The 14,655-nt window shown below is 57.9% G+C and carries 11 protein-coding genes; 3 read left to right on the top strand and 8 right to left on the bottom strand.

Features of this window, described 5'->3' with window-relative positions:
- Window positions 1–108: 108 nt before the first annotated feature.
- Window positions 109–1,893 carry a bifunctional diguanylate cyclase/phosphodiesterase gene (locus HU718_RS09640; RefSeq protein ID WP_186616721.1) on the top strand — a complete coding sequence of 595 codons (1,785 nt, stop codon included), beginning with the start codon at window positions 109–111 and terminating at the stop codon, window positions 1,891–1,893.
- A 69-nt stretch (window positions 1,894–1,962) separates the two neighbouring features.
- Here the strand turns inward: HU718_RS09640 and HU718_RS09635 are convergent, their stop codons facing one another.
- The 7 genes from HU718_RS09635 to bamJ all read right to left on the bottom strand — a co-directional run bounded on the left by HU718_RS09635 (window position 1,963) and on the right by bamJ (window position 10,021).
- The gene (locus tag HU718_RS09635; protein ID WP_186616720.1) at window positions 1,963–2,322 is read right to left on the bottom strand and encodes a hypothetical protein; all 360 of its coding nucleotides are present in this window, start codon (window positions 2,320–2,322) and stop codon (window positions 1,963–1,965) included.
- Window positions 2,322–7,085, bottom strand: a complete 4,764-nt coding sequence (locus HU718_RS09630; RefSeq protein ID WP_217868274.1) for an RHS repeat-associated core domain-containing protein — start codon at window positions 7,083–7,085, stop codon at window positions 2,322–2,324. The genes HU718_RS09635 and HU718_RS09630 overlap by 1 nt, the downstream gene beginning before the upstream one ends.
- A 239-nt stretch (window positions 7,086–7,324) precedes the next feature.
- Entirely contained in the window at window positions 7,325–7,732 is a 408-nt protein-coding gene (locus tag HU718_RS09625; protein WP_186616498.1) for an SEL1-like repeat protein, read from the bottom strand.
- Window positions 7,733–8,104: a hypothetical protein gene (locus HU718_RS09620; protein ID WP_003223109.1), complete on the bottom strand. Its 372-nt coding sequence runs from the start codon at window positions 8,102–8,104 to the stop codon at window positions 7,733–7,735. It abuts the gene before it with no gap.
- Window positions 8,101–8,442 (bottom strand): helix-turn-helix domain-containing protein, encoded by a 342-nt coding sequence (locus tag HU718_RS09615; protein ID WP_095119981.1) that lies wholly within the window; start codon window positions 8,440–8,442, stop codon window positions 8,101–8,103. Before HU718_RS09615 ends, HU718_RS09620 begins: the two co-directional genes overlap by 4 nt.
- A 112-nt stretch (window positions 8,443–8,554) precedes the next feature.
- The gene (locus tag HU718_RS09610) at window positions 8,555–9,010 is read right to left on the bottom strand and encodes a YkvA family protein (protein ID WP_016987828.1); all 456 of its coding nucleotides are present in this window, start codon (window positions 9,008–9,010) and stop codon (window positions 8,555–8,557) included.
- Window positions 9,011–9,304: 294 nt separating this feature from the next.
- Entirely contained in the window at window positions 9,305–10,021 is a 717-nt protein-coding gene (gene bamJ / locus HU718_RS09605; RefSeq protein ID WP_007919751.1) for a BamJ family beta-barrel-assembly machinery protein, read from the bottom strand.
- 269 nt (window positions 10,022–10,290) lie between these two features.
- On the opposite strand from bamJ, the gene HU718_RS09600 reads away from it, so the two are divergent.
- Together HU718_RS09600 and HU718_RS09595 are read left to right on the top strand one after the other, a co-directional pair.
- Complete coding sequence (locus HU718_RS09600; RefSeq protein WP_186616497.1) at window positions 10,291–12,099, top strand: di-heme-cytochrome C peroxidase; 1,809 nt, start codon at window positions 10,291–10,293, stop codon at window positions 12,097–12,099.
- Window positions 12,096–13,259 carry a catalase family protein gene (locus HU718_RS09595; RefSeq protein ID WP_225936850.1) on the top strand — a complete coding sequence of 388 codons (1,164 nt, stop codon included), beginning with the start codon at window positions 12,096–12,098 and terminating at the stop codon, window positions 13,257–13,259. Before HU718_RS09600 ends, HU718_RS09595 begins: the two co-directional genes overlap by 4 nt.
- Here the strand turns inward: HU718_RS09595 and HU718_RS09590 are convergent.
- The gene (locus HU718_RS09590; RefSeq protein WP_186616496.1) at window positions 13,241–14,623 is read right to left on the bottom strand and encodes a hypothetical protein; all 1,383 of its coding nucleotides are present in this window, start codon (window positions 14,621–14,623) and stop codon (window positions 13,241–13,243) included. The two genes, HU718_RS09595 and HU718_RS09590, sit on opposite strands and share 19 nt — an antisense overlap.
- Window positions 14,624–14,655 lie beyond the last annotated feature (32 nt).

The raw sequence follows: 14,655 nt of genomic DNA, 5'->3' as shown, positions 1-14,655 counted from the left end.
CCCCGGATCGTCATCAAACAGTCATCATTCTGTCGTGCAATAAAGGACTGGGAACCACTCTCTTCATCGAGAGCGCTCCCAGTCCTTTTTTTATTGCCAGAGATTGCCATGACCACGACCGAACAGCTGAGTGCCTTGAGCTCGATCCTGACTCAAAGCGGTTTACACAGCCTGTTCCAACCGATCATCAGTCTCTCGGAACGGCGCATTCTCGGCTACGAAGCGCTCACGCGCGGCCCTTCCAACAGCCCTCTTCACTCGCCGATCGCACTGTTCGCCGTGGCCCGTCAGGCCGGGCGTTTGAGCGAACTGGAAATCGCCTGCCGCCAGAGCGCTTGCCGGCGCTTCAACGAGCAGCAACTGCCGGGCAAACTGTTTCTCAACGTCTCGCCGGAATCCTTGCTTGAAGCCGCCCATCAACCGGGGCGCACGTTGCAGTTGCTGCAGGATTTCGGCATTCCACCCAGTCAGGTCGTCATCGAGCTGACTGAACAAACACCGATCGACGATTTCCAGTTACTGCAAACGGCCTTGCATCACTATCGAGCCATGGGGTTTTCGATTGCACTTGATGATCTCGGTGCCGGCTATTCGAGCCTGCGGTTATGGTCCGAACTGCGCCCGGACTACGTGAAGATCGATCGGCACTTCATCGATGGCATTCACCAGGACGCGTTGAAGCGCGAGTTCGTCGGCTCCATCCTGCAAATCGCCAAAGCCTCGCGCGCGCAAGTCATCGCCGAAGGCATCGAGTTGCCGGAAGAACTCGCGGTGCTGACTGAAATGGGCGTCGATCTGGTGCAGGGCTACCTGCTTGGCCGCCCCCAGGAACACCCACCGCGCGATGCCCGCGCCTTGATGCCCAAACACGACAGCAGCAGCGTTGCGCTGAACGACGAAGGCAGCGACCTCAGCGCCCTGCTCAACGATCAGCCGGCCGTGAATCGCGACACGCCAACCGCCACCGTACTGGAAGCCTTCCGCCGCCAGGCCAACCTCAATTCACTGGCGGTACTCGACGAACAAGGCCAACCCTGCGGCATCGTCCATCGTCATTCCCTGTCCGATGCCCTGCTCAAACCGTTCGCCACCGACCTGTTTGCACGCAAACCGATCAGCCGCCTGATGAACGACGATTTCCTCGCCGTGGAAATGAGCCAGTCGCTGCAACAGGTCAGCCGCCTGATCACCAGCCGCGCCCGCCAACGCATCGAAGAGGACTTCATCATCACCCTTAACGGCGGCTACCTCGGCCTTGGCAGGGTGATCGACGTGCTTAAACTGATTACCGAACTGAAAATCCAGCAGGCGCGCTACGCCAACCCGCTAACCCTGCTGCCCGGCAACGTGCCGATTCAGCAATGCTTGACGCGGTTGCTGCAGCAGGGACGAGAGTCAGTTATTTGCTACGTCGACATCGACAGTTTCAAACCCTTCAATGATATCTACGGCTACGGAAGGGGTGATGAAGTTCTGCTGTGTCTGGCGCAATGCCTGAATGAACGGGTCGACCCCTCCCGCGACTTCGTCGGCCATATTGGCGGCGACGACTTCCTGCTCGTCCTCGGCCCCGAAGACTGGCGCAAACGACTCAATCAACTGCTTGATGACTTTCAGAGCCAATGCCGACGCTTCTACCGCCCCGAACACCTTGAGGCTGGATGTTTTATTGCGCCGAATCGCCAAGGGGTGCGGCAGGAGTTTCCGTTGTTGTCACTGTCCATTGGCGTCGTGCATCTACATCCCGAAGCCTGCGCACACCTCGATGCCAGCCAACTCGCGGAAATGGCTTCGCAGGCGAAGCATCATGCGAAGAATGTTCCGGGGTATAGCGTGCATGTACTCGACGCTACGACAGCGTCGGCACATCAGACGTCGCAACTAGTCGTTTAAAACCCGCGTGAGGGCCGTACTGCTCGCAAAAGGTGCCGCTCTCTCATTGCATATTGTAAAACTGAAACTTCAATAGCCAGAGTTTTTTTCGCTTCGATATTTTTTCAAGCACCCCAGCAAAGTCCTCATGAAACTTGGCCTATCCGTAACCTCATCATCAAAATATGTCGTCATTCGATTAAATACACGATCAAAATCGTCATCCTCCTTCAAAAAATGATCGACTGTATCTATGAGAGATTCTTGCTCAGCATCTGTGTACTCATAAAATTCCGGCTTTAATAAAGCATCGAACAGTTCTGTTAACTGCCGGGGATCATTTATGTTTTTTTCGACTATTAATCGCTCTCGCTCGAGATCAAAAGTATTTTCGATATCAAAAACAAACAACAAATTTTTTACATCCACAATTTTATATAAATTTTTCATCAATCAAAATCCGCATACGAAGTTACGGTGTCGCCATTTGCTCTAAGAATAACAACAGCTTTCTTTTGCTGCCCGTATACTCCGTCTTTCGTATAACCTTCCCCGATTATTTTCCCCATATCCATAGGTCTTCTAGACGTTTGGAGATCGGTTTGACGAAGTATTAGTTTCGCTCTATAGATAGCATTTAACTGGTCTCTATGACTGAAAAAATGAGTGGCCGCGCTTGGGATTTTAGGCTGTCCGTTTTTTGATCCACCTATGTAGGTCTCTACAACACCAGTCGTTGGATTTCTGCCTGAAGTAATTCTTTCAAACTGAGACTGTAGGGTTGTTTGGGCGCCGTGTTTTTCTAAAAAATGCTCTCCATTTTGTGGATCCTCCATTTCATGCAAACGTCGGTATGCGTTTTCTTCAGCCAGTTCATCAATCCTCGCCCTACGCTCCTGCGCAGTCATCTTCGGCAGTGCAGGTTCACCTTCATTAACCTTAGCCCCACTACTCCCACCCGACACCTTACAACCCGGCTTTTTCGGCGGCGGACAGTTCGACGTCAACCCCAACGGATCCACCCACCCCGTCGGATTCGGCACGTACTGGTACTGATTCAGCCCACCGGCCAACTTGATCGGATCCGGCGTCAGATACCGCCCCAATCTCGGGTCGTAGTACCGGTGCCGGTTGTAATGCAGTCCGCTTTCGCCATCGAAATACTGCCCCTGAAAGCGCAGCGGTTGGTTCAGGTAGTCTTCGCCGGCCAGGGTCAGTGCGGCGACTTTGCCGTAGGCGTCGTATTGCGCCGACCAGACGATGTCGCCGCTGTAGTCGGTGAGTTCTTGCGGGGTGCCGAGGTGGTCGAGTTGATAATAAAACGGGCAGGCTTTTTTCGGGCCTTTGCCGTCGAGCAAGGCGAGCGGGCGGAAGGTGCCGGGTTCGTAGACGTAGCTGCGGTATTCGTTTTCGCTGCTTTCGGCGACGAGGTGGTCGCCTTGCCAGAAGAACTCGGTGGTCTCGCCGTTGACGGTTTTGCTGATACGTCGGCCGAAGGCGTCGTACTTGTAAGACGCGGTTTGTCCGTCGGGGCGGGTCAGGCCGATCAGGCGGTGTTGGCTGTCGTAGCGGTATTCGGTGACGAGAGTCTGCGCGCGGCCGCGACGTTCGCGGATCAGGTTGCCGAAGGCGTCGTAGTCGTAATGGCGGTCGCCCTGCATCAGCAGGCGGTTGCCCTTGATCTGGCTGGGGCCGGGGCGGTCCTGCATCAGCAGGTTGCCGGCCGGGTCGTGGGCGAAGCTTTCCGGCAGTTCGTCGCGTGAGTGACGAACGCTGATCACGCGATCGAGGGCGTCGTAGCCGTAGGTACGCTGGCCGTGGCGGCTGTCGGCGATGTGCGCCAGATTGCCGTTGGCGCTGTAGGCATAATCGCGGCGGTACAGTGAATCATGCTGATGGCCTACAGCGTGGGCGAGCAAACGGCCCTGGTCGTCGTAGGCATATTCGCTGAGCAGCAGACCTTGCTGGCGTTGTTGTTCGCGGCCCGACTGGTAGACATGCCGGGTCAGCGATGCGCCATTGAGATCGATGGCGGCCAGCGCCCCGCCCTTGGCGTAGTGATAGTCGAGTTTGCTGTTGTCCGGCAGGCGCATGCGCTGGAGTTGGCCGCAGGCGTCGTAGCTGTAGCGCAGGGTGCCCCAGCCCTGATGTTCGGTGATCAGCCGGTCCTGACGGTCGTACTCGAAGGCCAGCGGGTGTTGCTGGCCGTCGTCGACACTGATCAGTCGGCCGAGGCGGTCGTATTGATAAAAAACCTTGAGGCCGTCGGGCAGGGTTTTGGCCAGAAGACGCCCGGCAGCATCGCGCTCATAAGCGGTGAGCAAACAAGAGCCGTCATCCCCGAACTCGGTCTTCTCCAGCAGATGGCCGTTGAGGTCGTAGGCGTACGCCGTGCGGCGGCCGTCAAAACCGCTTTCCTGACGGATCAGCCCGGTCGGCGTGTAGTCCAGCCGGTACTTTTCCCCGGACTCGTTTTCGATCTCGGTGAGCAGCAGTTGCGCATGGTCGTAGCGGTACTGCACCCTCGTGCCGTCGGGGTTGATCCGCCGCGAGACCAGGTGCAGATCATCGTCGTATTCGTAGCGGGTGATGCGCCCCAGTTCATCACGCTCGGCGGTGACCTGACCGTAGGCGCCGTAGCTGTAGGCGCGGGTGCTGCCGGTAGGAAAAGTCGTCTGGGCCAGTCGGCCTGCGGCGTCCCAGTGCTGACGGGTGACTGCACCGTGTTCGTCGGCAGTTGTGGTCCGCCGCCCCAGTGCATCGTAGGAAAAACGCCGTACGCCACCGTCGGGCAGGGTTTCTTCGGTCAACTGGCCGAGGACATTCCAGACCAGCCGATGGCGGCTGCTGTCCGGGTAGCGGATCGACAGCAACTGACCCCGGGTGTCGTAGTAGTAATGGGTGACCTGACCGTCGGGGTCGACCGCTTCGGTGACATCGCCTTCGGCATTGCGCCGGTAGATCCACACCGCCTCACCGCGCGAACGCCGGTACAGGAAACCGTTGCGATACTCGTAGGACGTGGGTGCCTCGTCCGGCGGAATCAGCGCGATCAGCCGTCCGAGCTCGTCGTAGCGGTATTCGGTGACCGCGCCTAACGCATCCTGCTCGGCGATCAAGCGGCCCGAGGAGTCATAGGCCTTGAGCTGCTCGCCCCCGTCGGCCTCGACCTTGCGCACCAGCCGCGCACGCTCGTCGTGGACGTAAACCTCTTCAGTGCCATCGACGTAATGCACCGCGACACTGCCGTCGTCATTCCAGACATAACGGGTGTCCATCTGCGAAAACGACGCCCAGTGGCGCACGCAACGGGCAGCTTTCCCCGACCGCTCCCACTCCCAAAAGAAACTCGCCCCGCCAGCCAGTTGCCGCTGCAGGATCACGTGGGCGTCGTCGTAGTCGTAACGCTCGCTGTCACCGACGGCGTTGCTGGCCTCGATCAGGTGTTGATAAGCGTCGTAGCGGTAACTGACCAGCGCCTGTTCGGTACTCCAGGCACCCTCGCGAAACACCTGATAATCAACACCCAGCAACTGCGCCCGGTCATAGCGCAACAACAGCGAACGCCCGGCGCCGTTGTCCAGTCGCTGCACCCGGTCAGAGCGATCGCGCTGCACCGTCAGACGATTGCCATAGGCATCGCTGATCGCTGTCAGCCGTCCCGTGCGAAAGTGATAAAACCGCGCCGTTTCCCCGGCCAGCGCGAGGATCAGTTCTTCCGGTTCATCGCCAAGGAAAATCGCCGCCCGCGACAGGCTGTTGTGAATCGCCGGTCGTTCAACGCTCGGCAACGGAAAACGCGTACGCCGGTTTTCGTGATCGACCCAGACAACAAAGTCATTCTCAAACTCCAGCCGATGCGCCAGCGAATGGCTCCAGCCAAACCCCAGCCCGATATCGATCTCGGCGGCGCTGCTGCGATACAACCGCGTGAACTCAAACGGCAACACCCCATCGAGCACCGCATCGCTCAGGGTCAGCAGTTCTTCACCGGTGACCATCGACACCGGGCAGCCATTGGTGCAGGTGAAGGGCACGCAATCGGCGCTGTCACCGTTGGGATTTTTCGCCTGATCCGGCGAGTCGTCGTGAGGCTCGTCTTTCTTCAACAAGGTGTTGCGCTGCGCATTCCAGCGCAATTGCATCCGGCCCTTTTTCACCCCGGCGGCGATGCCTCGGGCGGCAACGCTTTTGTATTGATCGACGTATTTGATGAAACCCTCGACGATGCCGAACATCGCCTGCACCAAACGCTTCACCGCCGACAGCAACTGAACGGCGCGATCCGCCAGACGCAGCGTCAGATAAGCGATGCCTGCGCCACCACTGACGAACGTCAAGACGAGGCTGATCAGCACATCGATAAGCAACTGCACCATCATCATCGATGCCGCTTCAGCGGTTTTGCCGGCGATTTCACTGGGCGGGAGCATCTCCAGCCAAAGGCTGGCCGTGCGCAGCAACAAACACAGTGCAGCTTCGTCACTGACCAGAAGTTGAAGCTTTTCCATGACGTCGGGGGCTGTCGCTGCCAGCGCCATCAACTGCGTGGCGCCCTCACCCAACCGCTCGGCGAACGCTCCGGGATCCTTGAGAATGTCCGACAGCAAACCAATGCTGTCCCACACCCCCTCGATCGCCGCCCAACTCCCGGCGAGCATGCCGTTGCCCGCTGCCGTCGCCACCGACTGCGACCACTGCGGCTTGAAACCCTGCCACTCGCTGCGCAGCCAGCCATCCAGCTCAGCGGTCAGGCCGTCATAGGCTTTGAAAAGATCCTCGACCTGATCCGGAGTGACATCGCTGTGCACCAGCACCCGATAGAACTTTCCAGGTACTCCTTTGAAAGAGCCCTTGCCTTGCGCATCAAGGGTGATGGGGGTGGTTGCGCCACCGTCCATGGCGATCACATCGACCACGATGTTGCCGAGCGGAATGTCGTAGACCGACTCGAATTTGCTTTCGATCAGCATCGGGCCGCTCTCCGGGCACTGGACGACGCCGGAGAAAAATTCGTTGTCAGTGCTGCTGACGACAGTGCTATCGGAGCCGAAGCGAATGACCCGCTCCATGCCCATCAGCGACGGCAGATCTGCGGCGTGGCTGACTTCGTCCGCCGCTCGACTGGCCCAATGCTTGAGCTGCTCGCGGTAAAGGCTGAGGGTGGCGGGAAAGCTGTCGAGTGCTTGCTCGATGCGGGTGACGGCGTCCATCAGCGCACGCGGATGTGCGAAGTGGACTGAATAAGCAGATCAAACATGAGCGTTCCCTCGCGCAAAAATTAGGCGCGGGAACTGTGCGGGGGATCAATCAGGAAAGAAGTCAGGCAAGTAGGCGATAACTGTAGGACTTGTCTGTAATAAATCGCTCATAGATAAACAAGCGCGCAAAAACGCAAACGCGGCGAGAGGAAAACCTCACGCCGCGTTTATTTGAGCGGACATAAATGGATTTACTGTGTTGAATCGCGAGTACTCAACTCTTTTAATTTGAGCTCAGCCAACGGATGCCCGGCCTTGGCGGCCATGCCCCACCAGCGTGCGGCTTCGACAGGATCCGGCGACTTGCTCGGTGTTCCCGCCAGGCTGATCACACCGACCTGGTAAGCCGCTTTGCCATCACCAGCAAGTGCCGCCAGCCGCAACAGGCGCACACCTTCTTCACGTGCACCCAGGCCGACACCACGAAAGGTCAGGATGTGCCCATAGAAGCTTTGCGCATCGACATCGCCGAGGCTGGCCATGCGCGCAAACTGCCCTTCGAGCCAGCGCCAGCCACGCGGTTGGTGAACAAACCATGACCAGTGAAACAGCCTGCGGGCCAGCCAGTAACTGGCCCGCGCCTTGAGTCGTAAAAACACTCAGGCCTCCGCCGATTCCGGGTACTCGTATTCAAAAACGCGGACAACTTCCGAGGCATGCCAAGAGGCCGCAGCAACACCATCCGACGGCCCTGAAAAACGTCCCAGACGTTCAACACATTCAAAGAAACCGGTGCGTGGCAGGCGACTCGCGCCTTGGCTGATCACCAGTGAACTGCGCAACGGTTGTTCGGCCTTGGCATCCAGCGCGGCCAGATGCTCAAGCGCGGCAGTCAAGGTTTGCATGGCCGGTGTCGGCAATTGCAACCGCTCAAGCAAGGCCCGATAAGTCAGAAGATGACGCTGGCGGCGCGCCTGATCCAGTTCTCCGAGCAATCCGTCCCAATGTTGACGACTGATGCGTACGCTCACGATTCATCCCTCCACCCTGGCACCGTCAATTCCCAGGCCAGGCTGCGGCGAATCGCGGCGTCAGGCTGACGCTCGCCACTTTCGATCATGGCCAGATAAGACGGGCTGATGCCTACCGTGCGGGCCAGCGCCTCAATGGCGATGCCCTTCCCTTCGCGCAAACTGCGTAGTTGATCCAGGCCTGGAAGAATCGGGTCTGGTGTGGCCGCGAGCGGCGTGACTGCCGGACGCGACGGTGTTTCGTTGATGCCTGCTGCTTTTAGTAGAGCCTGATACTGAGCCCACGGCAGAACCGCGTATTCGGGTTCGCCATCGCGTGCAATTATCTGAATATCCATGACTACCCCGTAGGACAACAACACTTAGCGAGTCGGCACTTTTCCCTAGAAGTGTAATCCTAACAGCGGCCAAGGTCGCGGGGGGTATCTATCTGTACGAGGGTATTGATAATCAGGTTTTTTTCGGCCCCTGAAGTTGCAGTTGTTCGGGTGTATCCGGCAGGCGTTCGACGACGGCGAGTTTTTCCGGCTGCTGACGGTTGCGCCAAAGACGAAAAGCATTGAGTTCATCGTCGAGGGTTTTCATCAGCCAGGCGAGAACGGCAATGTCGTCGAGCATGCCGAACACCGGAATGAAATCCGGAATCGCATCGACCGGACTGAGGAAGTACATCAACCCCGCCACGACCGAAATCAATGCTTTGCCACTGATGGCCCGATACTCGCCGCGCCAATAGGCCAGGCACAACGCCTGGAGTAAACGTAAGTCGTCCTTGAGTTTACCGAGGCGATTGCCTTGCGCGGCGCCTTTGCTGGCGACCGCAAACAATAAGGTCGGCAAGCGGCCGCGTGCCAGCAGGCGACCGGCCAGGGGCAGGAATCGAGCGAAATTCCACGGAGCTTTCATCTATTCCTCCCGTTGAAATGTTATCCACACAAATTGTGGATAACCTTGTGAACAGAGCTGCATTTCAGCGCTGAAAGCCCCGTTTCATAAGGGCTGCGCTCAGATCGGGCGTTTTTTACTCACATAAAAAACCCCAATATTTCATTGACTTGGCTGCTCAGGGCGGCTAGCGCGGGCAGCCTCAATGGCTATGACTCTCGCGACCGGCATCGGTTCGCTCTGTTTACCCTTGCCAGACTCCAGATGCAACAACGCCCCGCATAAGCGAGGCGTTGTTGTTGAAGCCTTTACCAATTACTTGGCAGCAGCAGCTTCTTTGGCTGGATCCTTGATGGCCAGCAGTTCAAGGTCGAAGACCAGAACCGAATTGGCCGGGATTGCCGGGCTTGGCGACTGAGCGCCGTAAGCCAGATCGCTAGGGATGTACAGTTTGTACTTCTCGCCAACGTGCATCAGTTGCAGACCTTCAACCCAACCCGGGATCACGCCGCTTACCGGCAGATCGATCGGGCTGCCGCGCTCGACGGAGCTGTCGAATACGGTGCCGTTGGTCAGCTTGCCGGTGTAGTGAACAGTCACTACGTCAGTCGGCTTAGGCTGTGGGCCGTCGGCTTTCTTGACCACTTCGTACTGCAGACCCGAAGCGGTGGTAGTCACACCGGCTTTCTTGCCGTTTTCTTCGAGGAATTTCTTGCCGGCGGCTGCCGACTCTTCGCTCATCTTGGCCATGCGCTCTTCAGCACGCTTTTGCAGTGCAGCGAAGGCTTCGACCAGTTCTTCATCTTTCAGCTTCTGTTCTTTCTTGCCAACGGCATCTTCGATGCCCTGGGCTACCGCTTTGGAGTCCAGATCATCCATGCCTTCCTGAGCCAGGCTCTTGCCCATGTTCAGGCCGATACCGTAGGAAGCTTTTTGCGCCGGGGTTTTCAGCTCTACGCTGGTCTGCGAATCACAACCCGCGAGGACCAGGCTAACCAGGGCAACCGCCGCCGCCAACCGATGCTGTTTCATGCTATTTCCTTGTTCATGCGCCGAAAGGGCAATCGAGTAAAGCCGCGAGCTTATCAGGCCGCCACGACCAATGGCTACCGGCATGAGAGCAGGAAACTTCCGATAAGTTCAGGGATTAAAACGCATTGGCGCGAAGCGACGATGAAGCTTCTGTCATCTTGTCCCGACAATCAGCGTCGTTTCTTCCTGCATCATCTGGCGTAATGGCCACTTGCCGCATAGTGCAGGCTCAGGCATAACAGCGGAACAATTCGACAAGGATGTTTATCTTGCGCCTTTTATTCCGTGTGCTGACCCTGATCGTCGTGCTGCTGGGACTCGTGATCGCAGTGGTGCTGTATTACGTCGCCAATCCGAAATTGCCTTTCTATATCCCCGCCGAGCAGGTGCATTACCTCGATCAGTGGAGTGACGAAGACCGGCAAACCTACTATTTCACGCCTCAGGGTACGCAGGTCAAAGGCCTGCGCTATGAGTGGTTCCAGGCGTTGGAACTGCCCTTCTCGGCGCAACGTTTCGCCTCGCCCGATTACCTCGCGCGCTTCGGTTTTCTGATTGATCCGCAGCAGAAAGCCACCGCGAACAATCCGGGTAACCTCCCCGTCGGTTTTGCCCGGCACCAGAATCCCGGCAGCTCCGAGCAATATCTGGACATCACTTGCGCCGCTTGCCACACCGGCGAATTGCGTTTCAAAGGCCAGGCCGTACGGATCGACGGCGGTACCGCGCAACATGTGTTGCCTTCCAGTGTGCCTACTTTGCGCGGCGGAAGTTTCGGACAGGCTCTGGTGGCAAGTCTGACCGCGACTTACTACAACCCATGGAAATTCGAACGCTTTGCCAGAACCGTGCTGGGCGAAGAATACGACGCGCGCCACGAGCAATTGCGCAAAGACTTCAAAACTTCACTGAACACATTCCTTAAAGTCGCCTGGAACGATACCCATCGCGGCCTCTACCCGACCGAAGAAGGTCCCGGCCGCGCCGACGCCTTTGGACGTATTGCCAACGCGACATTTGGCGATGCAATTTCCCCCGCCAACTACCGCGTGGCCAATGCCCCTGTGGATTACCCGCAGCTCTGGGACATGTGGACGTTCGATTGGGTGCAGTGGAACGGCTCGGCGCAGCAGCCGATGGCGCGCAACATCGGCGAAGCGTTAGGCGTCGGCACCACCCTGAATTTTTTCGATGGCAACGGCCAGCCGCTGCAAGGCACTGCACGCTATGCCTCCAGCGTGCGCGTGCGTGATTTGCACAAGATCGAAGAAACCCTGCAAGAGCTCAAGCCGCCCACTTGGCCAGAGGAGCTGCTTGGCGCCATCGACAAACCAATGGCAGCCAAGGGGCGCACGCTGTTTGCCGAGAATTGCGCCGGTTGTCACGTACCGCGCCAGACGCAGGAAGGTCAGCGCTGGGTGCAGCATTTGCACATGCTGCCGGTCGATGTCATCGGCACCGACCCGACCGCCGCCAACAATATCGCCACCCACCGTTTCGACCTGACCGCCCTGCAATGGGACCTGAAGGAACTCGAAACCCTGGACGTCAAACTGCACCCGACACCCAAGGAACCTCTGGATCTGAGCCAGTTGTCAGTGGCCAAAGGCCTGGCTTACGTCACTGCCTTCGTCGAAGACCGCGCCTACCGCGACGCCAACGTCACACCACAGGAAAAGCCCCGGCTGGACGGCTTCGGCCTGCCAATCGGCGTGCGCGAAAAAGTCGCCTACAAGGCCCGGCCGCTAGCCGGTGTCTGGGCTACTGCGCCATTTCTGCACAACGGCTCGGTGCCGAGCCTTTATCAGTTGCTGTCGCCGCAAGATGAGCGCGCCACGACCTTTTTCAAAGGCACATTTGAATACGATCCGCGACATCTGGGTTATCGCACCGAAGCCTTCACCAATGGCTTCCTGTTCGACACGCGCATCATTGGTAACCACAACAGTGGCCATGAATTCCGCGCTGGCGAGCGCGGCAACGGTGTGATTGGCCGGCTGCTGCTGCCTGAAGAACGCTGGGCGCTGCTTGAATACCTGAAAGTCCTCGGCGGCCCACTGGAGGCGCAACTGCCATGATCTCGGCCTTCAAGAAAGAACTGCCGCTGTTGGCCAGAGTCTGGTTGTGGCTTGGACGTCTGCTTGGCAAAGTCCTGCTGATAATGGTCATCATCGGCCTCCTCGGCTGGGCCACTGCCACGGCATGGTTTGCCTGGCAGCACCGCGGCCCGGTTTCGACGCTGGAGCAGATTCCGCCCGGCGAAGCCGCGATGACTCAGGACGTGATTCAGACTGCCGTGCGCATCGTCGATCAACATCGCGAAAGCACACGGTATCTGCGCGACGCACATGCCAAGGCGCACGGCTGCGTCAAGGCTCAGGTGCAGGTTCTGCCGGAACTGGCGCAGTCGCTGCGCCAGGGCGTATTCAGTGAGCCAGGCAAAACCTGGCAGGCAATGATTCGCCTGTCCAATGGCAATGCCTACCCACAGTTCGACAGCATCCGCGACGCCAGGGGCATGGCGATCAAACTGCTGGACGTTTCGGGAAAACAGTTGCTCGACAACCGTCAGGCAGCGCATGAACAGGATTTCGTGATGTTCAGCCATCCGAACTTCTTTGTCAGCGATGTCGCCGAGTATCGTCAGAATGTGGCAGCGCAGGCTGAAGGCAAAAAGGTCATGGCGTTTTTCCCCGGATGGGACCCGCGCAGCTGGCAGATCCGTCATTTGTTTATTGCCCTGGCAACATTGTCGCCGCCGCCGGACAGCCCGACGGCGACTACATACTTTTCGGTTTCGCCCTACAAATTCGGCGACGCGAATGCAAAGTTTCGTGTAGTACCCGATCCGGACAATTGCCCCGCATACACATTGCCCAAACAGAACCACGACCTGCCGAACTTCCTGCGCAGCGCGCTGAGTCAGCAGTTGTCGACGGATCGGGTACCGGCCTGTTTTATGCTGCAAATCCAGCGCCAGGATGCCAATAAATACATGCCGATCGAAGACACCAGCATCGAATGGCGCGAGCAGGATGCGCCTTTCGAAACCGTAGCGCGAATCACGCTGCCGCCGCAGGATTTCGATGATCCGGCGCTGAATCTGCAATGCGACAACCTGTCGTTCAATCCTTGGTTTGGCGTTGAGGCACATCGCCCGATCGGCGGCATCAACCGGCTGCGCAAAGCGGTGTACGAGGCAATTAGCGACTATCGCCATCAACGCAACAGCGAATGATCCGTATGGTGCCTGCGGGCAACAATACTGGTCGATGCCGTGATCCTTCCCATGGTGGGCCAGGTCTTGCTCGGGAACAGAACACTGAGGATCCCGGCGTCGGCAACTTTGTCGACAAATATCGTCGGCGTGATCCCGCCAGTGATCAACTTCTGCTCAAGGCCTTGCGCCAGTTCGACAAGCAGCGCGCGGACCTTGGGCATGACCGGCTTGGCGAAACGTAGCACCGCCCCATCGCGGGTGATGGCGAAAACACGTTGATGAGGTGCCACGATTACATGGTCCAGACTGACCTTGAGGTCCGCTGCAGAGAAGAAATTCTGCTGAAGGTCCACTTCGCTCGGTGCCAGACGTGCCGATGGTAATGGCTGAATCGAATGGTAAATGCCATGCACACGAAATTCGCGGGGGATCAATGGATTGCCGTGCTGATCCTTGGGAAACAGTAGTGCCCGGTCGAAGCTGGCGTAAGGGCTGGAAACCGGTTCGGTCAGGATAAAAAAATCACTGACATTATGTTTGAGGATGAAGCCGACATTTGGCTGCGCTGCCGTCGACTCAGGTAATTTGGTATGCAGATAAAGCGCGACATCCTTGGCATCCCGAAAGATCGGCCCGAAGATCGGCATTGCTGAGTTTGCCGGCTGTACTTGCAGGATATCCGCCCTCCAACTGGCATTGAGGTGGCCGCGGTGCCGCCAGAGATCACCGGTTACGACGACCGTTGTTGTTCCGGCGGCCAACGTCAGCAAGATCCACAGGCTGCTTGGAATCGAACCATCTTCATACAACTCCTCGAATCGTCGAGGCTGGCCGTTACTTTTCCTGGTAAGTCGCGGCGAAAGCTCCTGTTCAAACGACGAGTTTTTCGATGTGTATGACAGAAGCCCTCCATTACGCGCGGATAGATAGCATTTCGCGAATTTTCGGTGCGTATTCATCACTTCCGACAAATCCGAGATTGCGAAGAAACGATTACGCTGAATCCATTCGGTTGTGGCCTCATCGGCACCTTGCGCTTTCACCGGACGGGCGTGAAAACTCGCCTCAAGGGTGAGGCCGCTCGGGACAATCAGCTCCCCCGCCGCGCTGACGACTACACCGGGTATGCCATGTTGCCCGGTGGTTGCGTCGCTTTGCTGGTTCTTGTCGTCGGCCATCGGCGCATCTATGCGCTCTGCGCAAATGAATCGTGCATCAACGGTTTTCAGAATGAACCCGTTGAATTCGCCGTTTCGCGGGGCCTTCAACAGGCCGTGCAGGCAGGCAGCGGCGTCATCGCTGGAAAGAAAGGCGGGACTGGATGACAGGAACGACAGCGCTTGGCCGTCATCGGCGGCAGAAGTTTCAGCAAGATTTGGCATTGGATTGGCTCTCGTCGGGCAATTGGCTGGCT

Origin of the sequence: Pseudomonas tensinigenes, assembly GCF_014268445.2 — a bacterium.
In the GTDB taxonomy this organism is placed as follows: domain Bacteria; phylum Pseudomonadota; class Gammaproteobacteria; order Pseudomonadales; family Pseudomonadaceae; genus Aquipseudomonas; species Aquipseudomonas tensinigenes.
Note: the sequence above shows the minus strand (reverse complement) of the source record. Positions and strands in the feature narration are given on the sequence as shown.

Bases quoted from the DNA above. Each gene is read 5' to 3' on its own strand.
- HU718_RS09610 (WP_016987828.1), bottom strand. From the start codon at position 9,010: ATGAAAGCTCCGTGGAATTTCGCTCGATTCCTGCCCCTGGCCGGTCGC.
- HU718_RS09590 (WP_186616496.1), bottom strand. From the start codon at position 14,623: ATGCCAAATCTTGCTGAAACTTCTGCCGCCGATGACGGCCAAGCGCTG.
- bamJ (WP_007919751.1), bottom strand. From the start codon at position 10,021: ATGAAACAGCATCGGTTGGCGGCGGCGGTTGCCCTGGTTAGCCTGGTC.
- HU718_RS09595 (WP_225936850.1), top strand. From the start codon at position 12,096: ATGATCTCGGCCTTCAAGAAAGAACTGCCGCTGTTGGCCAGAGTCTGG.
- HU718_RS09640 (WP_186616721.1), top strand. From the start codon at position 109: ATGACCACGACCGAACAGCTGAGTGCCTTGAGCTCGATCCTGACTCAA.
- HU718_RS09635 (WP_186616720.1), bottom strand. From the start codon at position 2,322: ATGAAAAATTTATATAAAATTGTGGATGTAAAAAATTTGTTGTTTGTT.
- HU718_RS09630 (WP_217868274.1), bottom strand. From the start codon at position 7,085: ATGGACGCCGTCACCCGCATCGAGCAAGCACTCGACAGCTTTCCCGCC.
- HU718_RS09615 (WP_095119981.1), bottom strand. From the start codon at position 8,442: ATGGATATTCAGATAATTGCACGCGATGGCGAACCCGAATACGCGGTT.